The 25,740-nt window shown below is 37.9% G+C and carries 23 protein-coding genes and 1 pseudogene; 5 read left to right on the top strand and 19 right to left on the bottom strand.

Features of this window, described 5'->3' with window-relative positions; translation table 11 throughout:
* Positions 1–39: 39 nt before the first annotated feature.
* From ACLCDL_RS01920 to rpsA, 13 genes are all read right to left on the bottom strand, one after another.
* Entirely contained in the window at positions 40–762 is a 723-nt protein-coding gene (locus ACLCDL_RS01920; RefSeq protein ID WP_423146326.1) for a methyltransferase family protein, read from the bottom strand.
* A gap of 2 nt (positions 763–764) precedes the next feature.
* Positions 765–1,505 (bottom strand): carboxy-S-adenosyl-L-methionine synthase CmoA, encoded by a 741-nt coding sequence (gene cmoA / locus ACLCDL_RS01915; protein WP_423146325.1) that lies wholly within the window; start codon positions 1,503–1,505, stop codon positions 765–767.
* A 121-nt stretch (positions 1,506–1,626) separates the two neighbouring features.
* Complete coding sequence (locus ACLCDL_RS01910) at positions 1,627–2,919, bottom strand: bifunctional folylpolyglutamate synthase/dihydrofolate synthase (protein WP_423146324.1); 1,293 nt, start codon at positions 2,917–2,919, stop codon at positions 1,627–1,629.
* Between the two features lie 25 nt (positions 2,920–2,944).
* Complete coding sequence (locus tag ACLCDL_RS01905) at positions 2,945–3,763, bottom strand: RodZ family helix-turn-helix domain-containing protein (RefSeq protein ID WP_423146323.1); 819 nt, start codon at positions 3,761–3,763, stop codon at positions 2,945–2,947.
* Between the two features lies 1 nt (position 3,764).
* Positions 3,765–4,160 carry an ExbD/TolR family protein gene (locus ACLCDL_RS01900; RefSeq protein ID WP_423146322.1) on the bottom strand — a complete coding sequence of 132 codons (396 nt, stop codon included), beginning with the start codon at positions 4,158–4,160 and terminating at the stop codon, positions 3,765–3,767.
* Positions 4,157–4,852: a MotA/TolQ/ExbB proton channel family protein gene (locus tag ACLCDL_RS01895; protein WP_423146320.1), complete on the bottom strand. Its 696-nt coding sequence runs from the start codon at positions 4,850–4,852 to the stop codon at positions 4,157–4,159. Before ACLCDL_RS01895 ends, ACLCDL_RS01900 begins: the two co-directional genes overlap by 4 nt.
* A gap of 1 nt (position 4,853) precedes the next feature.
* Entirely contained in the window at positions 4,854–6,038 is a 1,185-nt protein-coding gene (locus tag ACLCDL_RS01890; RefSeq protein WP_423146319.1) for an HU domain-containing protein, read from the bottom strand.
* 41 nt (positions 6,039–6,079) lie between these two features.
* Complete coding sequence (locus tag ACLCDL_RS01885; protein ID WP_423146317.1) at positions 6,080–7,771, bottom strand: porin family protein; 1,692 nt, start codon at positions 7,769–7,771, stop codon at positions 6,080–6,082.
* Positions 7,772–7,775: 4 nt separating this feature from the next.
* A complete protein-coding gene (locus tag ACLCDL_RS01880; protein ID WP_423146316.1) occupies positions 7,776–10,814 on the bottom strand; it encodes a tetratricopeptide repeat protein in 3,039 nt (1,012 codons plus the stop codon).
* A gap of 115 nt (positions 10,815–10,929) precedes the next feature.
* Complete coding sequence (locus ACLCDL_RS01875) at positions 10,930–11,238, bottom strand: hypothetical protein (protein WP_423146314.1); 309 nt, start codon at positions 11,236–11,238, stop codon at positions 10,930–10,932.
* A 13-nt stretch (positions 11,239–11,251) separates the two neighbouring features.
* Positions 11,252–12,196 (bottom strand): aspartate carbamoyltransferase catalytic subunit, encoded by a 945-nt coding sequence (locus ACLCDL_RS01870; protein WP_423146313.1) that lies wholly within the window; start codon positions 12,194–12,196, stop codon positions 11,252–11,254.
* Between the two features lies 1 nt (position 12,197).
* On the bottom strand, positions 12,198–12,740 hold the full coding sequence (pyrR, locus tag ACLCDL_RS01865) for a bifunctional pyr operon transcriptional regulator/uracil phosphoribosyltransferase PyrR (RefSeq protein WP_423146312.1): 543 nt from the start codon (positions 12,738–12,740) through the stop codon (positions 12,198–12,200).
* A gap of 115 nt (positions 12,741–12,855) precedes the next feature.
* Positions 12,856–14,817, bottom strand: coding sequence for a 30S ribosomal protein S1 (rpsA, locus tag ACLCDL_RS01860; protein ID WP_423146311.1), 1,962 nt, complete (start codon positions 14,815–14,817; stop codon positions 12,856–12,858).
* A 186-nt stretch (positions 14,818–15,003) separates the two neighbouring features.
* Between rpsA and ACLCDL_RS01855 the strand changes: the two genes are divergently transcribed.
* Positions 15,004–15,252, top strand: a complete 249-nt coding sequence (locus ACLCDL_RS01855) for a hypothetical protein (protein WP_423146310.1) — start codon at positions 15,004–15,006, stop codon at positions 15,250–15,252.
* 5 nt (positions 15,253–15,257) lie between these two features.
* Here ACLCDL_RS01855 and ACLCDL_RS01850 read toward each other — a convergent pair whose 3' ends face one another.
* Positions 15,258–16,538: a glycosyltransferase gene (locus ACLCDL_RS01850; protein WP_423146308.1), complete on the bottom strand. Its 1,281-nt coding sequence runs from the start codon at positions 16,536–16,538 to the stop codon at positions 15,258–15,260.
* A 108-nt stretch (positions 16,539–16,646) separates the two neighbouring features.
* Positions 16,647–17,327 carry a (d)CMP kinase gene (gene cmk, locus ACLCDL_RS01845; protein WP_423146307.1) on the bottom strand — a complete coding sequence of 227 codons (681 nt, stop codon included), beginning with the start codon at positions 17,325–17,327 and terminating at the stop codon, positions 16,647–16,649.
* 64 nt (positions 17,328–17,391) lie between these two features.
* Here cmk and arfB point away from each other — a divergent pair.
* Positions 17,392–17,799 (top strand): annotated as a pseudogene (gene arfB / locus ACLCDL_RS01840) (alternative ribosome rescue aminoacyl-tRNA hydrolase ArfB); the annotation flags it as partial.
* Positions 17,800–17,806: 7 nt separating this feature from the next.
* Here the strand turns inward: arfB and ACLCDL_RS01835 are convergent.
* Together ACLCDL_RS01835 and lon are read right to left on the bottom strand one after the other, a co-directional pair.
* The gene (locus ACLCDL_RS01835) at positions 17,807–18,766 is read right to left on the bottom strand and encodes a lipid A deacylase LpxR family protein (protein ID WP_423146305.1); all 960 of its coding nucleotides are present in this window, start codon (positions 18,764–18,766) and stop codon (positions 17,807–17,809) included.
* A 41-nt stretch (positions 18,767–18,807) separates the two neighbouring features.
* Positions 18,808–21,285 carry an endopeptidase La gene (lon, locus tag ACLCDL_RS01830; protein ID WP_423146304.1) on the bottom strand — a complete coding sequence of 826 codons (2,478 nt, stop codon included), beginning with the start codon at positions 21,283–21,285 and terminating at the stop codon, positions 18,808–18,810.
* Between the two features lie 317 nt (positions 21,286–21,602).
* Between lon and ACLCDL_RS01825 the strand changes: the two genes are divergently transcribed.
* On the top strand, positions 21,603–22,244 hold the full coding sequence (locus tag ACLCDL_RS01825) for a tetratricopeptide repeat protein (protein ID WP_423146303.1): 642 nt from the start codon (positions 21,603–21,605) through the stop codon (positions 22,242–22,244).
* A gap of 65 nt (positions 22,245–22,309) precedes the next feature.
* Here the strand turns inward: ACLCDL_RS01825 and ACLCDL_RS01820 are convergent, their stop codons facing one another.
* The gene (locus tag ACLCDL_RS01820) at positions 22,310–22,834 is read right to left on the bottom strand and encodes a hypothetical protein (RefSeq protein ID WP_423146301.1); all 525 of its coding nucleotides are present in this window, start codon (positions 22,832–22,834) and stop codon (positions 22,310–22,312) included.
* 2 nt (positions 22,835–22,836) lie between these two features.
* Positions 22,837–24,357 (bottom strand): 2,3-bisphosphoglycerate-independent phosphoglycerate mutase, encoded by a 1,521-nt coding sequence (gene gpmI / locus ACLCDL_RS01815; protein WP_423146300.1) that lies wholly within the window; start codon positions 24,355–24,357, stop codon positions 22,837–22,839.
* 88 nt (positions 24,358–24,445) lie between these two features.
* Between gpmI and ACLCDL_RS01810 the strand changes: the two genes are divergently transcribed.
* Together ACLCDL_RS01810 and nadC are read left to right on the top strand one after the other, a co-directional pair.
* Positions 24,446–24,847 carry a DUF4783 domain-containing protein gene (locus tag ACLCDL_RS01810; RefSeq protein WP_423146299.1) on the top strand — a complete coding sequence of 134 codons (402 nt, stop codon included), beginning with the start codon at positions 24,446–24,448 and terminating at the stop codon, positions 24,845–24,847.
* A 33-nt stretch (positions 24,848–24,880) separates the two neighbouring features.
* Positions 24,881–25,738: a carboxylating nicotinate-nucleotide diphosphorylase gene (gene nadC / locus ACLCDL_RS01805; protein WP_423146298.1), complete on the top strand. Its 858-nt coding sequence runs from the start codon at positions 24,881–24,883 to the stop codon at positions 25,736–25,738.
* Positions 25,739–25,740 lie beyond the last annotated feature (2 nt).

Here is a 25,740-nt window from a genome sequence, read left to right as displayed (position 1 = left end):
TGCCTCGGGTTTAAAAAGATTCGGGCATCCTCTTTTAAATCATTCCACCATTTTTCCACTTTTTTTCAAATATTTAACGGTAGCGTAAACCAAAACCAGGATAGTAAGTATGGAAATAGTAAGTACTTTTTGAAAATCAGTATCGTATTGGGTTAGCTGAGGATATTTTACCAGGAGAATCAGGGTGATACCAACAAGCCATACAAATTGTGTATTGTATTCTTTTAATATCCATCTCTTCGCATTAAAATGCATTCCTTTTATTGTAGTGCCCAAGCCTTTAAAATTAATAAGCCACCGGTTCACTCTGCTACAGTAATTATTAAACTGTTCACCAAATTTACTTCTCAGAAAGTTTTCTTCTGCCAATACAATGGCCTGGTATATAAAAAGGAACAAAGGCATTATAATAACCACATATATTAGAGAGTTAGATAGAATCCCTACTCCAAGCAGCATAAGAATATTGCCAACATATAACGGGTTTCTGCAATGGTTAAATACGCCCTGAGTTACGAGCTGGTCTGCATATACTTTTTTATCTTTTCCGCCTCTTACAATATAAGCTAAACCGATTGTTAACCCTCTTATGGCCTGTCCGGAAATTGTAATAAATAAACCCAGCAATATCGGTATCAGGTAATATTTCTCCCCAAAAACTTCAGGGCGAAATAAAGACGGGGATGGGATAAACAGAGCCGCATATAGAACTATAAATAGAAAATTTCTGTATTTGAAGAAAAAATTGCCGATAGCTATCATATTTATTTTTTTGTAGCGATAACGCCTGAAAAGTTATACCATTTAAAAAATATCTCACAATGCTCCAGGCCCGCTTCCCGTAATAAAAGAATATCTTCAGTTAATTTATAGGGGATTAAAACGTTTTCCAAAGCTTCTCTTTTTTGAGAGATTTCCATTTCGCTATAATGATTCCTACGTTTATAATCGTAATAATATTTTATAAAATCCCGGTTAAATGTGCTGTCTTCGGCTAATATTTTTTCTACCAGGATCAATACACCGCCCGGAACCAAACCTTCTGCTATTGTTTTGATTAGTTTTTCGCGATGTATAGGGCGTACAAACTGCAGTGTAAGGCATAAAACAACAACTGAAGCATTGCTGATAGTTATTCCCTGGTTTAAATCACCAACTCTTAATTCATATGGACGTTTTATTCCTCTTTCTTTTAACTTAGCTTCACATTTCTGCAGCATCTCGTTCGAATCATCAATCCCAATAAAACGGATATTTTCCGGTACGAGGGTATCCATACCGATCATGGTAGTTCCGGTTGAGCAACCCAGATCGTAAACGTCTGTTCCTTCCTGTACACGATCGGCTGCAAGTTCAGCTATCATTCGCTGTATCTCACCGTAAAATGGCACGGAACGGCTTACCATATCATCAAAGACATTGGCTACTTTACTGCCAAATTTAAAATCTGATGCATTTTTGATATCTTCTTTAAAAACCTCGTCTTTTAATTCAGTTTTTTCCATAATCTTTAATCCGGGTTATAATTGTGGCATGCAAGTTAAAAAAAGATTTAATTCCTATATAAAAGGATAACAATATAATCTGCTTTTTGTACAGGTTAATTTTTATCAGAAGGTATTGAAGTCATATAATTTCAGCCACTACAAAAGTACTTCCGCCAACAAAGATTAAATCGTTAACAGAAGCGCTTTTTTTTGCTGCCTCCAATGCGGCATCAACCGTGGAAAAAAACTGTCCCTTTAATCCGTGGGCTGCTGCTTCCTTAAAAAGTTCGGCTGCCGGTTTAGCTCGTTCTAACTGCGGCTGGCAGAAATAATAGTTCGCGTTTTTAGGTAATAAAGAAAGTATTTTAGCTATATCCTTATCCTTTACCATACCAATTACCATGTGTAATTTTTCAAAAGATGTCGCCTCAATATTTTTTAGTACTTCCTTTATCCCATCTTCATTGTGTCCGGTATCGGCAACTAATAAAGGCCTTTTGCTGATGATTTCCCATCGGCCCTGCAACCCTGTAAGTTTTTTAACCTGTTTCAGCGCTTTTTTTATATGCTCATCTGTAATCTTAAAGCCCTGTTTTTTAAGCTCTTCAACTGCAGACAATACAGTAAGCAGGTTTTTAGCCTGATAAGTTCCGGGCAAATCAAGCTCATAGGTTGTTTTTGCGTCTAAGTCGGAAGCAGAAAGTATAGAAACTACGAGCGTTTCTTCATCTTTTCTGAAAACTTCTTCAATTTGCCAGTTGTCTGAAGCAAACTGAATTTTCGCTGCTTCTTCACGGGCTTTATTTAAAAATACCTCCGTAGTTTCCGGTTGTTTTTGACCTATAACCACCGGCGTATTTGCTTTGATAATACCTGCTTTCTCAAAAGCAATCTCCTCTAAAGAGTTGCCAAGCAGGTTAACATGGTCATAGCCAATATTGGTAATAACAGAAAGAAGGGGGCTGATTATATTGGTTGAATCAAGCCTGCCGCCCAAACCAACTTCAATAACCGCAATATCAACTGCCTGTTCCGCAAAATAATTAAATGCCAATGCAACCGTAAGTTCAAAAAAGGAGGGTTCAATTTCTTCAATATCCTGCCGGTGTTTTTCAGTAAAGTTTACAACTTCGGTTTCGGCAATCATTTCACCGTTAATTCTAAAGCGTTCCCTGAAATCACGCAGGTGAGGAGAGGTATATAGCCCTGTTTTGTATCCCGCAACCTGTAGTATAGCAGCAAGCATATTTGAAACAGATCCTTTGCCGTTAGTGCCGCCAATATGTAACGAAGAGAATTTTTGATGAGGATTCCTCAATCGACTGCAGAATATTCGTGTATTGGTAAGGTCTTTTTTAATTGCCGAAGCACCAAGTTTGGTGAACATGGGTAAACGGGAGTATAAATATTCTATGGTTTCTGAATATGTCATTCTCCGATATAAAAGAACAGTTGTTTTACTTAACCTTGAAATTAAAAACCACTACGCCAACCTGTACGTCAGGTGCTGATTCAAGCTGGTTAAGTCTTGAACCCAGAACAGCAGTTTCGCACTTGCGCCAAAGATTCAGATCTGACAAGGTTGTTCCTTTTGCACCTGCCCGTGCATAAACTACTTCGCCATTTTTGTCAACACGTATTTCTACAGCAATTCTTCCCGAACTTTGTCCGTTGTCGTTAATAGCAGGAAGGTCAACAAAGCGGCGATTTGCCAGGGTAAGCCTTACATTTCCGTTTCCGGAACCTCCCTGGCCATAATTGGGTGCTAAAGGATCTCCGTCTGGATCTCCCTGGTTTCCCGGTGTACTGCCTGTTCCATCTCCCTGTCCTGTACCGGTATTTTTCTTCCCTTTATACAAGGCATTTTCATTAACTACCGGAGTAGTAGGTTTCTTTGTTTCGGGGGAGGTGGACGGTGTGCTGTTTGGTTTTTTTTCTTTGGTATTAATTACAGGAGCGTCTTCCGTTTCCTGAGTAACTACAGTTTTATCACTCGACTCTACAGAAGGTGTTGTTTGAGGTTCTGTATTTGGTACTACTTTGTCGGGAGGAGTATTATTTGCATTGGGAGATACAGAAGGTTCCTCAACACTCATGTAATCTGTTCCCATTCCTTCCTCCACTGTTCCGTAATTTACTACGATGCCGCCTGTTCCAACCTCTTCCTGAACAGGTAGTCCGATAATAATAAAATAACTGATCAATACGCACACAGCCATAATAGCTGTAGAAAACAGAACTGCCTTTGGATAGTTATTTTCTTCCCGATACTGCATCTTATTTGGGTTCTGTAGCTAATACCATTTTCACACCTAACTTGTTGGCTATATCCATTATCTGAACTACATCCTGGATGGCAACAGTCCGGTCTACATATAAAACAATTGTTAATTCCTGTGTTTGTTTCTGGTAATTCTGAATAGTTGGCTGCAACTGCTCCATACTTACCGGCTTTTTTTCTATGTAATATTCAAGATCTTTGGTAATGGCTACGGTAATAGTTTTTTTAGATACTGATTGCCCCGATCCCGATTTTGGCAGCAATAGCTTGATCACGTTCGGATTTGTTACCGTTGATGCAATTAAAAAAAACAGCATCAGGAAAAACATGATATCGTTCATTGCTGCAGTGTGTACCTCTGCATGCGGCCTTTGTCTTCGTCTTAAATTCATTGTCCGGGCTCTTCTAACAAATCAATAAATTCAACAGCGTCTGTTTCTATTTTAAGAATTACACGATCTACCATGATATTTAAAATATGGTATCCTACATAAGCAATGATACCAACTATCAAACCAGCAGCAGACGTAATCATTTTTTCGTACAAACCACCGGCTATAATTCCCATACTGATATTATCTGACAAGGAAATGTTGTAGAAAATTTTAATAACACCCGAAATGGTTCCAACGAATCCAAGCATGGGCGCAATACCGGCAACAATACCAAGAATACTTATATTTTTTTCAAGTTTTGAAACTTCCAGTTTTCCTACATTTTCAATGGCACCTTCAATGTCTTTTATCGGACGACCTATACGTAGAAGGCCTTTTTGAAGCATACGGCCAAGTGGCGTATTACTGTTTCTGCACAATGCTACGGCTGAGTCAAGTTTTCCTGAAAAGATACTTGATTTTACCTGCTGCATTAAATTAGAGTCGTTTCTGGAAGCTTTTCGAATAGTCAGATATCTTTCAATAAAAATTACGAGTCCAAAGAAAAAGAGAAACACCAGCGGAAACATTACCCAGCCCCCCTGTTGAAGTAAATCAATAAATCTCAGCTCATGAGTTGGTTGTGATAATGGTGTTGCTACTGCTTTAGCTGTATCAATAATCGGCGAATCAATTTGTAATAAAAACATGTTATTGGTTAACTTTATTCTTTAGGGTTAAAATCCAGGCTTCTTTAGTTATTTCTTTTTGTATTCTTCGTTTTTCTTCGTTTGCTTTTGTAAGATTTCTAAAAGATCCCAGGCTGATATAGAACTTCCGTTTATTAGTTGGCTTCTGAACAATCCGGGCATCAATTCCTTTACTTTTCATGATCCTGATATAAGTATCGGCTTCACTTTTACGGTCAAACGTAGAGCTGATAATTTCGTATTTTATTTCTTCCTTTAACGGAATTGTTTTTACCTCGGTTGTTACATGAGAAATCGTATCCGAAGGCTTTTCATATTCAAGACCAGCCTTTTCGAGTTTCTCTGAAATCGTATCCGCCAGAGATTTGGCACCAAGAATATGTTCGGTTGTTGTGTCAGGTTCTTTTACAGGATTTATTGTTTTAGGCTGATTTACTTTTACCGGTTTCTTGTCAGCAGTTTTGTTTCGGTTTATCAAGCCTTTAAATGTTTCCGGATAAAGCGTGTACGCAAAAACTGCTATTGCAGCCAGAATTGCTATACCTAACAGGACAAAGGGCCATTTTGCTGTTGAAAATCTTTCTTCCGGGATAGCTTCTTCACCTGCCAGATTAAAATGGTATTCAGGGAAATTAATATTTAAAGTTTCCGGATCCATTTCTTTTTCAGAAGATACCTGGTCTTCGGTACCTGTTACAGGCTTTTCAATTTTATTTTCAAAAACCTCTTCCTCTTTTTCACTGCTAACAGCAGGAGAGGGGATTGCGGCACTCTCAACTGGAATTTCTAATTCAAATACGGGGCTTAAGCCGAAAAGTTTAGCAGGTGTAAATTGATTGAATGCTGAGAAATTATATTGATCGGATTTTTTTTCAAAAGTTCCTAAAGAGGAAAGTTCTGCACTGCCTTTTTGCTCCAGCTCTGTTTTTAACGACTCTCCAAACTTTTCTGCAAAATAACGGGCCGATTGCTCCGATAGATTTTTATTTTTTATGATATAGTCTACCAGCAGCTTAGGCTCACTTTGTTCAGGCCTGAAAAAAATGGCAGCCGATGGTGGAAAGAAACTGTTGCTTGCCTGATGGAAGCTGGCACTCTTTATTTCTGTATATAAAGTTCCTATCCCCGGTATACTTACCTCCTTCTTCTCCTTCAATAAATCAGAAATATATTGAGCTATATCCATCCCGGTAAAAATAATTTTAAAATTTTATTCAGCCAAACATGTTAGAACGAATAATTAAATCCGCCCAATATATTCAGCCCAAATTTGGGATAATACAGAAAACGTTCGTACTCATTACCTAAAATATTGTTTACACGAAGAAATACGCCAATTTTATCTCTGAAGAGATAATCAGCACCAGCACTTAAATCCACATAACTTTTTACAGATACGATTCTTTCTTCGGGTGTAGGAGTAAGAGTATAAGTTTTTGCTTTTGTATCTCCGTTTAACACCAGTTCTCCGTCTAAATTGAATTTTTTGCTGATGGATATTTTTGCATTGGAGGCGAGCCGGAAAGTTGGTTTATACCATGCTTCTCTTTCGGAAGATGTTTTGTAATTATTGATGGTTATTTTTCCCGTCCAGTTAAAGGTTTCCGAAGCGTTTACACTGATTTCACCATCGAAACCTAAGATTTTGGTACTTCCGGTATCATACACGATGTCAAATTTCTGGAGATTTGTTTTGCTGTGAACGAATAAAGGAAGATCTTCCACGTTCTTGTAAAATACCGATGCCTTAAACCCAAATCCTGAGCCTGCATTTCCTTTAATTCCTCCGTATATATTGGATTTTTCCAGAGCATTCGATATAGAGATATGATTAACCAGGTAAGGATTTTCATAGCTCAGATCACGTAAAGAAGTTTTTGATACATCACCTGAATATCCTGCAAAAAGTGTTGCGTATCCTGGAACAACCGGAACTTCAGCAATAATTGCAGGCAGCAGGTTAGTACGGGAAATATCACCAAACTCCTGAACAAAATTAATCCCCACTATTAACTTATAATTGTCTCCCTGAAATTTTGCGTAGGGATTTAATCTGAATATGCTGTTGCCGAAGTTAGTCACACTATCTTTAGTAGCGGTTAAATCAAGCGAGGTGTTCACCCCGAAATTGAATTTATTCCAGGCCTTATTCAGAAATCCGCTTAATGTTAAGGTGTTTTCCTTATTTGTGGCGTAATTGCTGAAGAAGTAAGCGTCAGCCTTTGCAGCATAAGAAAATTCGCTCTCGTTTTCAGTGTAATTTTTAAGAAGTTCTCCTTTGAGGCTGAGGGTGCTTAAACGTTGTTTTGCAGGTTCATATCCTGTGGCAGACATGTTAGGGTGAATTCCATAAAAGTAGGTACCCAAGCGGTCAAATCCGGCTTCTCCGTTTAGTGTAATCTGGTCCATAATGCTACGTCCAAATACTCCAGCCTGCTGTCGTGATAGCTTTTGTTTGTCTATGTCGCCTTCCTGGCTCAGATGCTTAAAGAACAATCCGGCCTGTAGTGCTTCATCTCTGCCGGTATTCAAATAAATCTCGCCGACTCCGGTATTCAAATTTCCTGCTCCGATTTTTACGTAATTATTTTTAAGCGGAGCGGGCTGCTGTTCTTTTAATTCCTGTGCCTGCAGCTGTTTGATATCCCTGTTAAGCTCAAATTTGTTGTCAATGATGTTGTAACTTAATTGAGGCTTAAAGGGTTTTTTATTATCCAGGTCAGGGCTACGACGTATTTTAACAGCATCTGCCAATACCGGCCGGTATGCCCTTACAACTTCAATCTCTTCGGTCATTACGGTATCTACTGGCTTTGGTTTCGGAGCTTTATCTGTGGGTTTTACCTGTGCATATAAATTAGTACAGGCACCAAACGTTACTAAAAAAAAGGTGTATTTTACTATATGTCGAGGTTTCATTATATCACTTCTTCTTTTCGTTTAATTTCTCAAGGTTCTCTTTTGCAGTAGGAATAATATCGTCATCCTTACCTTCGTAATTATCTATTACACTTTGCAGAGTGCTTTTAGCCTGGAATGTATCATTTAGAGCTACATACGTATCTGCAAGCAGAATAAAGCTCTTTGCTACCCAGTAATCATGCGAAGGCATTTTGTTTATCAATTCAAAAGCAGTCTTCTGAGCTGTCTTGTAATCTTTTTTAAGGTACTGTAAATTCGCCAGATTGTATTTTGCTTCCGCTCCAGTTACCGTTTGCGTTTTTGTTGATACATCGGCAAAAATTTTAGTGGCGGCAGTGGTATCACCTTTTACCAGGTAAGCCTTACCGCTAAAAAGATCGGCTCTTAACTTTTCTTCCGGCGATGATTTTTCAAATGTCTTTATCAGCTCTGCATATTTTAATGTTTCATCGGGCATTTCCATATTGGCATAAGCCTCCATGAGGTGATTTACGGCATAGCTGTAATGAGATTTATATTCGGAAGTCAACTCCAGCTTTTTAAGATAAACTATAGCCTCATTATACTTTTGCTGTTTAAGATAAATATTGGAAATACTTATTAACGCTCTTTCTGTATACTCACTGGTCCAGTCGTTCAGGATAAAAGTGTAGTCGGGGATAGCTTCATCCGGCCTGTTTAATTTTGTAAGACTTTCTGCCCGGATAAATCGAGCCTGCTTTTCATGAATAGGGCGGGGAAACTTGTCGAAATAAGCATTTACAGCTTCAAACGTTCCCTGGTAATCTCCTTTTAGGAAACGATTATTTGCCGCTTCAAAAGTTATATTATCCTGCTCTGCAGTGGTTAAGTTACCAATGTTGGTTGAATTTGCATAGGTAATAAAGGCATCTGCTTCGCCTTTGTTCAGATAAATATTTTTAATTGATTCAAGTGCCTGATGCGCTTCATCTGTAGTAGCATACTCGTTAATTACACGTTGAAAAGTCTTTAATGCTTCTTCATCCTGACTTTGATTAAACTGAACAAGGCCTATGGTTACCAGCGCTCTGGGTACATAACTGCTGCGGGGATATTTTTCTATCAGAGCAGTCAGGTCATTTTTAGAGCGGTCAAAATCTCCTTTCACAAAATAGGTATACGCAATTTCAAAGCCGGCATCGTCTGCATAGTTTGAATTGGGGAATTGCTTTAACAGCGATTCGTGGGTGGCTATTTTGACATCGTTTTGCCCCTGCAGGCCTTCAATCATTCCCCGCTGAAACAGCGCATAATCTTCACCCTGGGAATTCCAGGCGATGATTTTATTATACTGTGCAAGCGCTTTGTCGTACGCTTTAGCTGCAAAATAAGAATCTGCAAGGCGTAAGGTGGCATCCCGTATGGTGTTCTGATCCCGTTCATCGCCCCGTAAAAACCTGTCGAAATAATTAGCAGCTTTCATATAGCTTTCATTTCTGAAAGCAGAGTATCCCAATGCATAATTTGCGTAATTGTAAACATCTGTGTTCTTTGCAGCAGGCAAAGCAAGAAACTTCTCGAAATTATCTACAGATTCTCCGTACTTCCTTACCTCATACATTGCTTCCGCTTTCCAATAGTAACTTAAAGCTTCAATTTCATCATCTACCGCGTTGTTGTGCGAACGCATAAACATTGAAATACTATTCTCGAATGCTCTTTCATTGTAGAATTCCAGTCCGCGATAGTAAGTTACACGCTGATATACGGCCTTAGTTTCGGAGCTTTTATTCTCAATGGTTTCTAAGATATTGACTGCCTCTTTGTAGTTTTTTGTGGATAGCAGCACTTCTCCTAAAAGCGTTTTGGCTTCGTTGATGCGTTTTGATTTCGGATAAGTTTTAATAAATTCCTGTACTGCATCCAACGCAACCGTATGAAATTCTAATTCGTATGACAGCTTTGCATAATAGAATAAACCTTCTTCTTTAAGTTTCTTATCAAAATCAAGCTTCGACGCCCGGAAAAAAGCGTTTCTTGCACCCTGTTTATTGTTGGTTTTAAGAAAGACCTTTCCTAAGGTTATCATCCCGTTTTGATAATAAATATCCGGGATATCCATTTTTTCCAGTTCTTTAATGGCTCTTTTATAATCCTCTAATTGCGAAAAGGTATATCCTATCTGGTAATTATCCTGGTTGTTCTGTGTTTTACCATTATCCTTCGCCTGGAATTTCTCATAATATTCGGCTGCTTTTTTAAAATCAGATTTAGCAAAATACGTTGCTGCTACAATGCGGTACATTTCAGCTTTATACTGCTCATCTATTGTTTGCAGGGCCGGGATAGTATAACTTAAAACGTCGTCATATCTTTTATCTAAAAAGTAAAGAGCTGAAATGTAATAAGGGTAGCTGGCGCTGTAGGTTTTTGAACCTTTTAACCGTTCAAACTCCCGTAAGGCTGTTTTATAGTCTGCGCTTAAATAATTGAGATAAGCATAGTAATAAATAGAAGCTTCTGTGTACTGCGTATCTTCATCCTTTAGTTTTCCAAACAAAGGTTCAGCTTCTGCATAGTTTTTATTAAAGAAATAGGAATAACCCAACTTAAACCGGTATTCGGTACTTTCTTTTCCGGTTAAACTGGAGGCATCCGTCTTTTTGAACCATTCAATTGCCTTGGCGTAATTTTTTTGTTTAAAATACGACCTGCCTACATGGTAATAAGCCAGTTTGGTATTGGCACTTGCCGGATATTCTTTTATAAATTTCGAAAACTGGCTTTCTGCATCCTGATTACCCAACTCAAGAGCACAAACTGCCTGATAATACTGAGCATTTTCTTTAATAAGAGAAACCTGTTTTAAGTCTGCCGCCTGTGACGAAGGAATCAGGCGGGCTTCTTCTACTTTAGAAAATTGTTCGTTGGCGGCAGCGTATTTTTCCTTCTGTAATAATTCTATTGCTGTTTTGTATGACTGGTTTACTTCGAACCAGGAAGTAGTTTGGGCAAGAGAAACAGAGGTTAGAAGACAAAATCCGAAGGTTATGGTAGTATATTTAAAGTGCATAGACATCAAAATATGTGCAAAGTTATTTCTATTGAAAATCTTACCGTTTATAAGAAACTAACATCTGTTGAAAACACCCAAATAACGAAATTTTATTTGAAATGGTATGAATAAATACCTATCACTCTTCCATTCGTTCTTTTTTGAGGAGTTTTTTATATCGGACCTCCCTGCTGTTCCAGTTATATAAGCCATAAATAAATCCTCCAGGAATTCCTGTCCAAATGAACTTAAAGAGCAGGTTGAAAAAATGAGTAAAACTGAAATACGGGTAAACTACATCGCCTATAATGAAAAAATTCACGAGGTCATAAAGTATAATCACAGGCAAACTAATGTACAATACACCAACTGCAAAGGTTTTTCCCCAGTTCCATTCTCTGCGTGCTTTGCTCCAATATGTTATAAACTCTTTTTCAGAAGATGTCATTTCACTGGGCGGCTCAATCGTAGTTTTTCTGGCTGGCAAGTAAATATAACACAGCCATTCTAATTGCTACTCCGTTTTCTACCTGATTTAAAATGATGGATTGTTTGCTGTCCGCAACATCACTTGTTATTTCAACGCCACGGTTTATAGGGCCAGGATGCATGATGGTAATTTCTTTATCAAGAGAATCAAGTATCTCTTTGTTTAATCCATACAGCATGGAATATTCTCTTAATGAAGGAAAATATTTTATATCCTGTCTTTCCAACTGAATGCGAAGCATATTGGCAACATCGCACCAGTTAAGGGCTTTAATTAAATCGTGTTCAACCTTTACCCCAAGGGTATGAATGTATTTTGGGATAAGTGTAGTAGGGCCGCATACCATTACTTCGGCGCCTAATTTTTTAAGACAAAGTATGTTTGAAAGGGCTACCCTTGAATGCAGAATATCTCCTATTATGGCTACTTTTTTTCCCGCCACATCCCCATATTTCTCTCTGATAGAAAAAGCGTCAAGCAAGGCTTGAGTTGGATGTTCATGTGCCCCGTCTCCGGCATTTACAATCTGGGCATCTACGTACTTGCTTAGAAAAATTCCGGCGCCGGGATACGGATGACGCATAACAATCATATCCACTTTCATTGAAAGGATATTATTTACGGTATCAATCAGTGTTTCTCCTTTACTTACCGATGAGGAGGAAGCAGCAAAATTTACAATATCAGCAGAAAGCCTTTTTTGAGCGAGTTCGAAAGAAAGCCTCGTGCGTGTTGAGTTCTCAAAAAAAATATTGGCTATTGTAATATCCCTGAGTGAGGGTACTTTTTTTATTGGGCGGTTAAGAACTTCTTTAAATGTATCGGCAGTTTCAAAAATAAGTTCAATGTCTCGTGTGTTCAGATCTTTAATTCCTAATAAATGCCGTGTGCTTAGTTTTTGAGCCAGTTCTGCCATCTTATTTTTCCGATAATAATGTTACTTTGTCTTCCTGATCTGTCTCTTTCCAGCTTACTGCTACCCGTTGAGAGTTTATAGAATCTACCTGTATGCCAATATAATCGGGCTCAATGGGCAGATGCCGCGAAAAACGACGATCTACCAAAACCAGTAATTCCACCTTTTCAGGCCTGCCAAAAGCAAGCATTGCATCCATAGCAGCTCGTATAGTTCGGCCTGTCCATAAAACATCATCTACCAGTATTACTTTTTTTCCTTCGATAATGAAATCTATTTGCGTGCTGTTGGGAAGGATAGGGCCATCTTTTCGCCCGATATCATCCCGATAAAAAGTAATATCCAAATTACCGCTTAAGATAGTAGCGTCAGGGAGAATTTTTCTAAGTTCCTCAGTTATACGTCTTGAAAGTAGAATTCCGCGTGGCTGGATTCCCAGAATTACTGATCCGGAAAAGTCGTTGTGATTTTCAATTAACTGATGACAAAGACGTTGAATAGTAATCTGGAATTTCTGACCGTCAAGCAAAGTTAAGTTTTGCATCAGTTTGGGTTTTGGCAAAGATAGGAAAGAAGGAGGATATTAAAAACGGCAAGTGGAAGAAATAAAAAAAAGCCTGTCAGATTACTGACAAGCTTTGAATATCGGTTAAAGAACCTTATGCTTCTTCTTCTGATTTTTTAGATTTTTTGGCTTTGTTTTCCGCACCTTCCATTTGCTCTTTCAGTTGTGCCAGAACACCTAAATCTCCGAGAGTTGATTTTTCAACTGATTCTTTCACTTTTTTAACTGCACTTGAAGCAGCTTTCTGATCGTTCTTTCTTTGGGTGTTTTCTACAGCTTTTGCTTCAGCTTTAGCTTCTTCCCAGATACGAGAGTGCGATACAACAATACGTTTAGAATCTTTATTGAATTCAATGATCTTGAAATTCGCAACTTCATCAGCTTTTAAAGCTTTACCGTCTTCTTTGATTGTATGTTTGCTTGGCGCAAATCCTTCAACACCATAAGGTAAAGCAATAATAGCACCTTTATCAGTAACCTTTAAAACTGTACCTTCATGGATTGAATCCAGCGTGAAGATTGTTTCGAAAGTATCCCAAGGGTTTTCTTCCAGTTGTTTATGGCCTAAGCTTAATTTACGGTTTTCCTGATCAAGTTCTAATACAACTACATCAAGTTCATCACCAACTTTTGTAAATTCATTAGGATGGTTTACTTTTTTAGACCATGAAAGATCAGAAATGTGGATTAATCCATCAATTCCTTCTTCGATCTCAACAAATACACCAAAGTTAGTCATATTTTTAACTACTGCCTTGTGTTTGCTTCCTACCGGATACTTAGCAGCGATATCCTGCCATGGATCCTGAGTAAGTTGTTTGATACCAAGGCTCATTTTGCGCTCGTCGCGATCTAAAGTTAAAACTTCCGCTTCCACTTCGTCGCCAACTTTCATAAATTCCTGCGGGTTACGAAGGTTTTGTGACCATGACATTTCTGATACGTGGATCAATCCTTCAACACCAGGAGTGATTTCAAGGAATGCGCCGTAATCAGCAACAGTAACAATTTTACCTTTTACTTTAGAACCAACTTCGATAGCAGTATCAAGTGATTCCCAAGGATGAGGTGTAAGTTGTTTTAAACCAAGGGCGATACGTTTTTTCTCATCGTCAAAGTCAAGAACAACCACATTGATTTTTTGATCAAGTGACAGAACTTCTTTCGGATGGTCAATACGTCCCCAAGAAATATCAGTAATGTGAAGAAGACCGTCAACACCGCCAAGATCAATGAATACACCGAAATCAGTAATGTTTTTAACAGTTCCTTCAAGAACTTGTCCTTTTTCAAGTTTTGCAACGATCTCTGTTTTTTGATTTTCAAGATCGTCTTCAATAAGAACCTTATGCGAAACCACAACGTTTTTAAATTCGTGGTTGATTTTAACAACCTTGAATTCCATTGTTTTACCAACATAAATGTCGTAATCGCGAATAGGTTTAATATCTATCTGAGAACCAGGTAAGAAAGCCTCAACTCCCATGATATCAACAATAAGTCCACCTTTTGTACGGCTCTTTACAAAACCGTTAATGATCTCATCGTTTTCTAAAGCGGCATTAATCTGCTCCCATGACTTTTGTGTTTTTGCACGTTTACGTGAAAGTACCAATTGCCCGTTAACATCTTCCTGCGATTCAACAAAAACGTCAACAGTGTCGCCAACCTTTAAGTCAGGCATATCACGGAATTCAGAAAGAGATACTAAACCGTCAGATTTGAATCCGATGTTTAATACCACATCCTTGTTGTTAATAGAAACAACAGTTCCGGTGATAATTTCACCTTTGTTGATTGAGTTGAACGTGCCGGCATACATTTGTTCGAACTTTTCGCGTTCTTCTTTGCTGTAATTGCCGAAGCCTTTTTCATCAGCATCCCAGTCAAAATCTCCTGATGGGGTTACTAATGTTTTTGACTTAATGTCTTCAATTGACAATGAATCAGCTTCTGATTCAATGTTTTCTTTTTGTTTTACCGGTTGGGTTTCTTCGCCATGGAGTTCTGCTGCTTTAGCATGTAGCTCCTTTTCTGCTTCTTGTTTTTTGGCCATTAATTAATTTTTCTCCTTTTTCCTGATTTTGAATCAGGACTGCAAAGGTAGAAAGAAAAAAAGTTTTATTTGAAACAAATTTGTTTTTTTATTTCAGAAGAGTTTTGATTTTCAACAGGATATTAAACTTTTACGTAAACTTTAAAAAAGGCGGGTTGTTGTTTCTATAATTAAAACCTAACAAGTATGATTGATCCTCATAAAGAAAAAGGCAAACCTACCGGAAGAGAAGATGAAATTAATGCAGACATAAGCGATGAAAATAAAAAGGATCCCAATATAATTGATGCTGTGAAAACAGAGGACGACAAGGAGGGACGTTATTATGATAAACCGTTTGATGAGCAGATGTATGGCTCGTTTGCAGAGCTAAAAGAACAACGGGCTCCTTCGGAGTCTACAGAAGAAGAACTTAAAAAGAAAGAATCGGAATAGGCACTTTAGCTTGCTAATGGTTCAGCAACAGCAATAGCCGATGAATCGGGACTTTGGCTGTAACTTTCAATAAAATCAATTGCTTTCTGCAGGCCGTCTTCTGCATTCAGTTGTTCAGCCAAAGCTTTGCTGTTTTTGTAAAGGCTTAGGTCTGTTATTAATTCCCGTATCTTCTGTACAAATACTTTCTCTGTTAATTTAGATAAAGGAACCGGTTTTACCGCAATTCCTTTTTTATATGCCAGTTCGGCCCAGAAGGACTGATCTCCCATAGGATAAATTACAGGACATGGAAACATCGGTTTTCCTGCACGTAAACATTCTGCTGTAGTTCCTATCCCTCCATGATGCACAACAGCTTTTACCAGCGGGCATACAGTTTCATAAGGTACAGATTCAACGATTTTTACCGTCGACGAATCGTGAAAATCAGGCAGTTCAATATCCCAGTTTGCCCAGCCTGCAACAATTAAAAACCGTTCTTTGATATTACTTATAGCTTTTAAAATCATCAAGGCGATTTCCTTTTTTATGGGCATGCTACCAAATGTTATCAGGATAGGAGGGGAACCGGCTTTAAGAAAGCTTAATAAATCAGGATTCAGTTTTGCCTTGTTACTTGATAACCAAAAGCCGGTAAGCAGATGATTTTCAGACCAGTCTTCCGGGCGCTCCAAAAAATGAGGACTAATGCCGTAAATACATGGAATTTCATTGGGATGGACCGGAATATTTTCTTCCAAACCATTTTTTAGCTGAAAGCTGGAAATAGGCTTTTTAAAAACCCTGTAGCGGAACTGATTTAATTTGTAGCTCCAGCGATTCATAAAGCAGGGAAGTTTAAATCCGCTGAAATTAGGATTTATAAAAGCAGCCGTTTCTTCCATTGCCGGTACTACGGCGGCCATTATCGCTTTTGTATTTACTTCCTTTAAAAAAACATCTGCCAGAGTTTTTGGGCGGTATATAATCAAATCGCTGGTTTGAGCCAACTGATAAAACTTGTTGAGCGATCTTTCGACGATAGGAAAGAGCAATTTATTAAGCGATTTCTGAATAGTAAAAGGATTTCCTTTCATTATTTTTTCGCCTTCCTGGGAGATTAATATTTCTTCAAAGTCAACATCTACCGGATGAAACTTTAGCTGATATTTTTTCACCAGTTCCCCGAAGTTTTTGGCAGTAGATAAAGTGACGTCATGTCCTCTGTTGGCTAAAGCTTTACCCAAAACAGCATAAGGCTGTACGTCGCCACGGGTTCCGATAGTAAAAATAGTAATTCTCATAGGTGGTAAGAATAAAACCTTTACTCATACGGAAAAGTTTAAAAAAATAGCGAATGACGCGAGTTAAAAACAATTAGTTCTCTTTTTAAAAGTATTTTAAGGAAACTATCAGGCCTTGGGAAGGAAAGGTTTTACTTTTTCAATAGCAAATTGCAGTTGTTCTTCTTCAGTAATGTTTGTATTGTCGAGAATAATCGCATCTTCTGCCCGTATCAGCGGACTTTCTTTGCGTGTAGTATCAAGATAATCGCGATGTGCAAGGTTTTCAAAAACTTCTTCAAGAGTAAGTTCTTCGCCTTTTGCCATAAGTTCTTTAAATCTTCGTTCGGCCCGTATTTTAGGATCTGCGGTCATGAAAAATTTAACCTGAGCATGTGGAAAAACGGTAGTTCCAATATCTCGGCCATCCATAACTATATTTTTTGACCGGCCCATCCTTTGCTGTTGCTTCACCATTTCAAGTCTTACTGCTTTTATTGCGCTTACTTCGCTCACATTATCCGAAATGTACATCTGGCGTATTTCATCAGATACTTCCTCAGTATTAAGTGTAATATGAGTCTGATAATCCCGGGAGTGAAAGTTAAGATGAATTTCCTCAAGTGCTTTTTCAACCTGTTCCGTATTATTGATATCTATTAAATTTCGCATAAAGTACAGCGTAACCGCTCTGTACATGGCGCCACTATCAATATAAATAAAATGAAGTTCTTTTGCCAATGCTTTAGCAAGAGTACTTTTTCCGCAGGAAGAATAGCCATCAATGGCTACAACGATGTTATTATTCATCGCCCACAAAAGTAGCCTTTTCCATGTAATTTTTATCAGCGCCGATTAATTTGGATATTTGTGTATGGAAATACCTGTACAGGATCTGATTAAGGATATCACTTTTAAAACTTCAAGGAGCAGTGGTAAAGGCGGACAAAATGTAAATAAGGTTGCTACTAAAGCAGAACTGAATTTTGATCTTAACTCCACTCAACTTTTTACAGATAAACAAAAACAGCAAATACAGAATAAGTTGAAAAATAAGCTCATAGGCGATAATATTATTCAGGTTGTTTGTGAAGAAGAACGAAGCCAACTGCAAAATAAAGAACGTGCTGTTCAAAAATTGGTAGTATTGTTAACCAACGCCTTAAAGGAACAAAAGGTAAGAAAAGCTACCAGGCCAAAGAAATCGGCAATAGAGCAACGGCTTAGAAATAAACAACAACAGGCGATTAAGAAATTAAACAGAAGGAATATTTTTGATTAGGGCAGATTTAATTAAAGCGGTAGTAAACGGATGCTTCCCCGTACTGATGAGGTTTAGCGGTGCTTTTTACCTCTCTCGATTTGAAAATCAGAGAAAAGTCCAATGTCCATCTTTTTTGTGAATACATTAACCCCAACTCCTGCGAAAAAACAAACCTTTTCGGATCAAAGATTGCAGGACCTTTATCTTCCCTGAACATTCCACCCTGAATAGATGCATCGTAAGCAATAAAGCTAAGTGACGGTTTTGCAAAAAAGAAAATCTCTTTTTCTGTACTGCTATCCGCTGAACTATTAGAAACAAGACTGTTTGTACTTGCCGTCTCAAAAAGCCGGTTTATTTTGCCTGTACGGAATAAAATGCCGGTACTTGCACCTGAAAAAGTATTTCCGGCACGTACAGATCCCGCAAAACTGATATCTGTATTTTGGGCCGAATTTCGCTTCACAAGTGTTAAATAATCAAAAGCCAGATTTAGCCCTGTTTCATCTTTTACCTGGTATTCCCAGCCTGAAATCTTATAAAAGCCAAATGTATTATGTAAAAATTCTTGTGCTTCCTTTCCTTTTGCTGAAGGGCCTATTGTACCTATTTGAAAACTACCCTGAAAAATCTGTTCATTTTTCTTCAGCCAACTTATTTTTCCGCCTGCATATAAATAAGCAGCAAAAGGCCGGTCAACATCAGAAATTTTACGTATTTTTCCCGTTTTGGAATTATACATATACTGGCCAGCTTCAATTTCCCAGATCTTTTTTTGCAGCTGCGAAGAAATAGTGTTTTGATTTACCGCATGCCTGAAGGAGATAAATAAGCCATTCGTATAATACTGGTCCTGGCCCAGAGCTAAATAAGAATCATTGTCACTCCTGAATCCGAATTCGTTTTTATAGGCTTTTTGTTGCGCCCATGCGTTTTTAAAGAGGCAAAGCGTGCAGAACAGAAAGAGGGGAAATTTATACAACATACATGAAAAATAAAAAAGCTGGATTACCCAGCTTTTAATAATTAAGATACAAGAACCGCAGTTGGTGTTTCAGGTATTTTCAACTCAATTGGATCTTTTACTTTTTCATTTGTTAAAGCCAGATCTATTACCTCTTTCATATCTGTTACATAATGAAATTTCAAATCTTTTATATAATCTTCCTTGATCTCCAGAATATCTTTCTCGTTGGATTTTGAAAGAATTATTTCCTTTATGTTTGCCCGTTTTGCAGCCAGTATCTTTTCTTTGATACCACCAACCGGTAGAACTTTTCCTCTCAGTGTAATTTCACCTGTCATTGCCAGGTGTGATTTAACCTTGCGCTGAGTGAAGGCAGATGTTAATGCAGTTAACATAGTAATTCCGGCTGAAGGGCCATCTTTAGGAGTTGCACCGGCAGGAACGTGAACATGTACATCCCAGGTATCGAATAAACGGTTATCAATATTGAATTTTGTTGAATGCGCTCTTAAATAAGCCATTGCTATTGTTGCAGATTCTTTCATCACATCCCCCAGGTTTCCCGTTAAAGAAAGTTTTCCTTTGCCCGGGCTTAAACTTGCTTCGATAAAAAGAATATCTCCGCCAACCTGGGTCCAGGCTAAACCTGTAACTACTCCGGCAACTTCATTTCCTTCATACAAATCCTTGTCGAAAATAGGAGCTCCCAGCACTTTTTCTACATCTGTATCGTTAAAAGTTGAGTTATATGCTTCATCCATGGCTATCTTGGTAGCAGCACCTCTAACCAAAGAACCTATTTTTTTCTCGAGACCCCGCACACCCGATTCTCTTGTGTAATCTTCGATAACTTTCTCTATTATAGCTGGTTTTAAGGTAAGATCTTTTTTCTTCAATCCGTGCTGCTCCAACTGCTTTGGCAGTAAATGCTGCTTAGTTATCTCTATCTTTTCCTCAATAGTGTATCCATTTACCTCAATAATCTCCATCCTGTCTAAAAGGGCTGGCTGAATTGTGCTTAAGGAATTAGCCGTTGCAATAAACATTACGTTAGACAGATCGTAATCCATCTCAACATAATGATCATAAAAGGCATTATTTTGCTCAGGATCTAACACTTCGAGCAAAGCAGAAGAAGGATCACCTCTGAAATCATTGCCGACTTTGTCAATTTCATCCAGTACGAAAACAGGGTTGGATTTACCCGCCTTTTTTATAGACTGAATGATACGGCCAGGCATGGCACCAATATAAGTTTTCCGATGGCCGCGAATTTCTGCTTCATCCCGGATTCCGCCCAATGCCATCCGAACGTATTTTCTGCCTAAGGCTTTGGCTATTGATTTTCCCAGCGAAGTTTTTCCAACCCCGGGAGGGCCAACCAGGCAGATAATAGGAGCTTTCATATCACTTTTTAGCTTCAGCACAGCCAAATATTCTATTATCCGTTTTTTTACTTTCTCCAGTCCGTAGTGATCTTTATCCAAGATCTTTTCTGCCCGTTTTAAATCAAAATTATCTTTTGTAAAATCATTCCAGGGCAGGTCAAGCAAGAGTTCAAGGTAATTTATCTGAACAGAATAATCCGCTGCTGCGGGATTCATTCTTCCTAATTTATCCAACTCTTTATGAAATTGAAAATCAACTTCATCACTCCATTTTTTCTTTTGAGACCGCTCCCGTAAGTTTTCAATTTCCAGGTCAGGAGAGTTTCCACCCAACTCTTCCTGAATTGTTTTAAGCTGTTGATTCAGGAAGTATTCCCTTTGCTGTTTATCAAGATCGGTGCGTACCTTACTTTGAATCTGGTTTTTTAATTCCAGCATCTGCAGTTCGGTAGTAAGGTGTTCCAGAACCATTTTTGCCCGTTCGCGTAAATTTGCAACCTCCAGCAGTTGCTGTTTTACGGGCACATCTGCGTTCATATTTGACGAGATGAAATTTATAAGGAAAGAAGTGCTTTCAATATTTTTTATTGCAATGCTTGCTTCGCTGGGAATATTTGGCGATAACTGGATAATCTGCATGGCCATTTCCTTCACAGAAGCAACCATAGCCTTAAATTCTTTATCAACTTTTGGCCGGATCTCCTCAAATTTATCAATGGTGGCCTTTATATAGGGGTCATTCGAAACTTCTTCTCTTAAACGGAAACGTTGTTTTCCCTGAATGATCACAGTTGTGCTACCATCGGGCATTTGCAGCATTTTAATAATGAGGGCAATAGTACCCACTTCATTCAACTGATCGAAATTAGGGTCTTCAATTGCAACATCTCTTTGAGAAACAACCCCGATTATCCTATCGCCTTTGTATGCATCTTTTATTAATTTGATGGATTTATCGCGGCCTACTGTAATCGGAATGACAACTCCGGGAAATAAAACAGTGTTTCGTAAAGGTAATATGGATAGAATTTCGGGAGTTTGCTCATTATTCATTTCTTCCTCATCCTCTTGCGACATCAGAGGAAAGAATTCGGTATCTTCATTTATTATAGGTAGTGCCTGATTAAAATCGAATGTATCGTTGTTCATTAATTTCCTTTCAAAGTCAATGTGACAGTAAAACTAAAAGTGCGTTTGATTTTTTGTAATGTTAAGCAGTGGTACAAGCAATATGCCAATCTCCTGATATATTCTTATAACCCTGAATTATTCCCCCTTATTGTTTGAAATAAATAAATGTAAATAAAAAGGCTGTAAAAAAGTCAGTAAAATGCTAAACATTAAAAAAACTTGTAGGAATTGGAGTTTCTGGTTCAACTTATATTTATTATTGTAAAAGGAAAAGCATCGAAATAAAATGCTTTATTTGCCGTTATTCACATAATTAACAAATTTTTCAAGATTAAATGAAATCATTTTTTGTAGTTGCATTTTTACTATTGTCTGTTTCCGGAGCAGCAGATGCTCAATCTAAAAAAGAAGAAAATCCATACGTACGATTAGGGCAGAAAGCGTTAATTGACGGTAATTTCAAAATGGCTATAACACATCTTGAAAAAGCCTTACCAAGTGAAAATAACAATGCAAATGTGCAGTACATGCTCGGTTATTCGTACTATCATTCGGGCGATTTCCAAAAAGCAATAAGCTCTTTCGGACAGGTAATTTCGTTGAGGCCGGGAGAGGTTTCTGCTTATTATTACCGTGGAAAAGCCAGAAATCAACTTGCTGTACAAATGAACAGTTCTCTTTCTCCTGCCGAACGTGAAAAACTTTTACAGGCAAGTATCCGTGATTTTTCAAAGGCGATCGAATTAAACCCCGAGGATGTGAAACTTTACCAGAACAGGGCAATCGCTTATCGCGATTATGGTATTTTAAAAGGGCAGAAAATTCCTAAATTTTATGATAAATCATTAGCGGCTAATTCATTCAAATCTTCTATTTCTGATCTTCAGCATGTTTTAGATTCAAATCCCGGCCGACAGGATATTGCCGATGAAATGAAAAAAGTAAAGGTTTATATTACAAGCCTTAATAATAAATAATAGTTTATATAGATAGCGATCGAAATAAAAAAGAGCCGGAAAAAATAATCCAGCTCTTTTTTATTTTACTGGATTTGGCCTTGTATCCTGTAAAAATTGTCTCCTAACACTCTTACTGTCTGTTCTTTTACAATTCGGTATAAGGAATCAGGATAATAAATAAGTTCTTCTTTTGATGAATACAGGCTGTTATTAACCTCATTATTAATAGTAATATTTTTTACTGATCCCTTTTCAGTAAATTCAATCTGAACTTTCCTTGTTCTTAATTCAGGATCTTTAGCCAGATAAATTAGCTTACTCTCCTGTTTCTGAACAGTGTAACTGTTTTTCCATGCGGGCTTATTCAGATCGGAAGTTTTAAATAATTCCAATTCATTTTTCCAGTTGCTTATTTTAATCTTTTTTTCTTCAGACTGCTGGTTCTTCTGTACTTTTTTTAAAACGAGCGGAGAAATTCTATTCAGATTTTCTGCTTCTTTATCAAAAAAGCTTTTCAGATCAAAATAATACTTAGGGGCAGTTTTATCCTGTTTATTACAAGCACTTATTGCCATAACAAATAAAACTGCCGTTAAAAGAAGCTTCATTTTTATATTAAAACATTTCCGGTCATTTTTTCCGGAATAGGAACCTGGAGAATTCTTAAAATGGTAGGAGCAATGTCGCCCAGTTTTCCGTCTTTTATCGATTTATAATCCTTGTCTATTAAAATGCAGGGCACCAGGTTTGTTGTATGGGCTGTGTTTGGCGAACCATCTTCATTAACCATATAATCGGCGTTGCCATGGTCGGCAATGATGATAAAAGAATAGCCTAATTCCAAACCGCATTCAACTACTTTTTGTGCACAACTGTCTACCGTTTCAACTGCTTTAATAACTGCTTCAAAAACACCTGTATGACCTACCATATCTGGGTTTGCAAAGTTAAGGCATACAAAATCAGGCTTGTTATCCTGCAATTCCTGGCAAATCGTATCCCGGATACCCTGAGCGCTCATTTCAGGTTGCAGATCGTAAGTAGCAACTTTTGGCGAAGGAATTAACAGCCGTTTTTCACCTTCAAACTCCTTTTCACGTCCTCCGGAAAAGAAAAAAGTAACGTGCGGGTATTTTTCTGTTTCTGCAATCCGTACCTGCGTTTTCCCGGCTTCTGAGAGCACTTCTCCTAACGTCTGAGTAAGATCTTCTTTCCTGAAAATTACTTTAACATTTTTAAATGTATCGTCATAGCTGGTCATGGTGATGTAATCCAGCGCCAAAGGTTTCAGATCGTATTCAGGAAACGCTTTTTGAGTTAAAGCAATTGTTATTTCCCTTCCCCGATCAGTTCTGAAGTTAAAACAGATTACTACATCGCCATCTTCGATTGTCGCCAGCGGTTTCCCATTCTCATCAACCTTTACAATCGGTTTAACAAACTCATCAGTTACACCTTCAGCATAAGAGGCCTGTATAGAATCAACTATACTGGTTGACGGAGTACCTGCGCCTTTGACCATCAGATCGTAAGCCAGTTTTACTCTTTCCCAGCGATTATCCCGGTCCATAGCATAATAACGGCCTATGGCCGAAGCAATTTTTCCGGTTGAATGGGTAAGATAAGTTTCCAGTTCGCTGATGAAACCAACTCCTGAGTTAGGATCGGTATCTCGTCCATCTAAAAATGCGTGGATAAAAACATTATCAACTTTATGATTGCGGGCAGCATCGCATAAGCCAAATAAATGACGGGTGTGCGAATGAACCCCGCCGTCGGAAACAAGACCTATAAAATGTACTTGCTTATTTTCTCTTTTCGCATAGTCAAAAGCTTCTGTAATTACAGGGTTGGAGGAGAGTTCGCCGTCAAGCACTGCTTTGTGTATGCGGCCTAATTCCTGGTACACAACTCTTCCGGCACCAATATTCATATGCCCTACTTCAGAATTTCCCATCTGGCCGGCGGGCAAGCCAACCGCTTCACCTGATGCTTCGAGTTTTGAATTAGGATATGTTGCTAATAAATGATTAAAAAAAGGCGTTTTGGCTGCAATTATTGCATTTGATTTATCTTGTTTTCCATAGCCCCATCCATCCAGAATAAGGAGTGCTAATTTTTTATTTTCCACCCTGCAAATATACAGGTTGTTTTAAATTGTAAATTACTTTATGAGTTTTATGGTATGTTTTTCGTGTAAGAATTGCTAATATTACGTTATGAACAGAACCTTTAGCAGTATTGCAATAGTTTTTTTCCTTCTCTGGATAATGCCTTTATCTTACGCAAAAGTGGATATTATTGATGAATTGACAGCATTGTTTAAAACAGGAAACTCTAAAGAATTGGCTCATCATTTTGATTCGGATGTTGAACTGACTGTTTTAACGGAAGAAGATGTATATTCAAAAACACAGGCAGAAGCTGTTTTGAAAGACTTTTTCTTAAAACATCCTCCTGCAGGAGTAAAGATTATCCATCGTTTAACATCTAATCCGAATTACCGCTTTGTGGTGTTTATCCTTACTACAGATAAAGGCAGTTTTCGTACCTCGATTTCTATGAAGAATATTGCCGGGAAATTTCTTGTTACAGAAGTGCGAATAGAAGCAAATGAGTAAGTTTTATTCGTAACTTTTATATTTTTGCGGCAAATGACAGAGGAAAATAAAGATTTATTGCACAATTTTATCCGACAGGCATTAACGGAAGATGTTGGTGACGGAGATCATACTTCTCTTGCAACTATTCCAGCAGGAAAACAAGGCAAAGCCCGGCTTATAATAAAAGAAAACGGCGTTTTAGCAGGTATTCATGTTGCCGATGCAATTTTTAAAGAAGTAGATTCTAACCTTAAAACAGAAATATTTATAGAGGATGGAAGGGAAGTAAAACCCGGAGATATAGTTTTACATGTAAGCGGTAGCATCCACTCTATTCTGGTAGCTGAACGACTTGTTTTAAATACTATGCAACGCATGAGTGGCATTGCAACAACTACCCGCCGGATTGTGAACAAATTGAAAAATACGTCTACTAAAGTTCTGGATACCCGCAAAACTACCCCGAATCTTCGTTTCCTCGAAAAGGCGGCCGTTAAAATTGGAGGAGGAGTAAATCATCGGATTGGACTGTATGATATGATTTTGATAAAAGATAATCATGTGGATTATGCAGGTGGTATTGAACAAGCTCTTTCAGGAGCAAAAGATTATCTTAAAAAAACAAACAGGAATTTACATATTGAAATAGAAGTAAGAAACATAGAAGAGCTTAAACAGGTTATAGATGCTGGTGGTGCAGATAGAATACTTTTAGATAATTTCGATTATCAAACTTTAAAACAGGCCGTTGAGTTAGTCAATGGAAGATTTATCACAGAAGCATCAGGTGGAATAACTGAAGAGAATGTTTATGAATATGCCGAATGTGGAGTTGACTATATTTCTATGGGAGCATTAACTCATTCTGTTAAGAGTCTGGATATGAGTTTAAAGGCAACAGTAGAATAAAT

Origin of the sequence: Rubrilithobacter danxiaensis (assembly GCF_047272945.1) — a bacterium.
In the GTDB taxonomy this organism is placed as follows: Bacteria; Bacteroidota; Bacteroidia; order Sphingobacteriales; family Sphingobacteriaceae; genus Rubrolithibacter; species Rubrolithibacter danxiaensis.
Note: the sequence above shows the minus strand (reverse complement) of the source record. Positions and strands in the feature narration are given on the sequence as shown.

Coding starts and splice junctions, on each gene's coding strand:
- ACLCDL_RS01875 (WP_423146314.1), bottom strand. CDS start 11,238: ATGACATCTTCTGAAAAAGAGTTTATAACATATTGGAGCAAAGCACGC.
- ACLCDL_RS01885 (WP_423146317.1), bottom strand. CDS start 7,771: ATGAAACCTCGACATATAGTAAAATACACCTTTTTTTTAGTAACGTTT.
- nadC (WP_423146298.1), top strand. CDS start 24,881: ATGACAGAGGAAAATAAAGATTTATTGCACAATTTTATCCGACAGGCA.
- ACLCDL_RS01820 (WP_423146301.1), bottom strand. CDS start 22,834: ATGAAGCTTCTTTTAACGGCAGTTTTATTTGTTATGGCAATAAGTGCT.
- rpsA (WP_423146311.1), bottom strand. CDS start 14,817: ATGGCCAAAAAACAAGAAGCAGAAAAGGAGCTACATGCTAAAGCAGCA.
- pyrR (WP_423146312.1), bottom strand. CDS start 12,740: ATGCAAAACTTAACTTTGCTTGACGGTCAGAAATTCCAGATTACTATT.
- ACLCDL_RS01870 (WP_423146313.1), bottom strand. CDS start 12,196: ATGGCAGAACTGGCTCAAAAACTAAGCACACGGCATTTATTAGGAATT.
- ACLCDL_RS01920 (WP_423146326.1), bottom strand. CDS start 762: ATGATAGCTATCGGCAATTTTTTCTTCAAATACAGAAATTTTCTATTT.
- lon (WP_423146304.1), bottom strand. CDS start 21,285: ATGAACAACGATACATTCGATTTTAATCAGGCACTACCTATAATAAAT.
- cmoA (WP_423146325.1), bottom strand. CDS start 1,505: ATGGAAAAAACTGAATTAAAAGACGAGGTTTTTAAAGAAGATATCAAA.
- cmk (WP_423146307.1), bottom strand. CDS start 17,327: ATGAATAATAACATCGTTGTAGCCATTGATGGCTATTCTTCCTGCGGA.
- ACLCDL_RS01880 (WP_423146316.1), bottom strand. CDS start 10,814: ATGTCTATGCACTTTAAATATACTACCATAACCTTCGGATTTTGTCTT.
- ACLCDL_RS01810 (WP_423146299.1), top strand. CDS start 24,446: ATGAACAGAACCTTTAGCAGTATTGCAATAGTTTTTTTCCTTCTCTGG.
- ACLCDL_RS01890 (WP_423146319.1), bottom strand. CDS start 6,038: ATGGATATAGCTCAATATATTTCTGATTTATTGAAGGAGAAGAAGGAG.
- ACLCDL_RS01835 (WP_423146305.1), bottom strand. CDS start 18,766: ATGTTGTATAAATTTCCCCTCTTTCTGTTCTGCACGCTTTGCCTCTTT.
- ACLCDL_RS01850 (WP_423146308.1), bottom strand. CDS start 16,538: ATGAGAATTACTATTTTTACTATCGGAACCCGTGGCGACGTACAGCCT.
- ACLCDL_RS01910 (WP_423146324.1), bottom strand. CDS start 2,919: ATGACATATTCAGAAACCATAGAATATTTATACTCCCGTTTACCCATG.
- ACLCDL_RS01905 (WP_423146323.1), bottom strand. CDS start 3,763: ATGCAGTATCGGGAAGAAAATAACTATCCAAAGGCAGTTCTGTTTTCT.
- ACLCDL_RS01895 (WP_423146320.1), bottom strand. CDS start 4,852: ATGTTTTTATTACAAATTGATTCGCCGATTATTGATACAGCTAAAGCA.
- ACLCDL_RS01825 (WP_423146303.1), top strand. CDS start 21,603: ATGAAATCATTTTTTGTAGTTGCATTTTTACTATTGTCTGTTTCCGGA.
- ACLCDL_RS01900 (WP_423146322.1), bottom strand. CDS start 4,160: ATGAATTTAAGACGAAGACAAAGGCCGCATGCAGAGGTACACACTGCA.
- ACLCDL_RS01855 (WP_423146310.1), top strand. CDS start 15,004: ATGATTGATCCTCATAAAGAAAAAGGCAAACCTACCGGAAGAGAAGAT.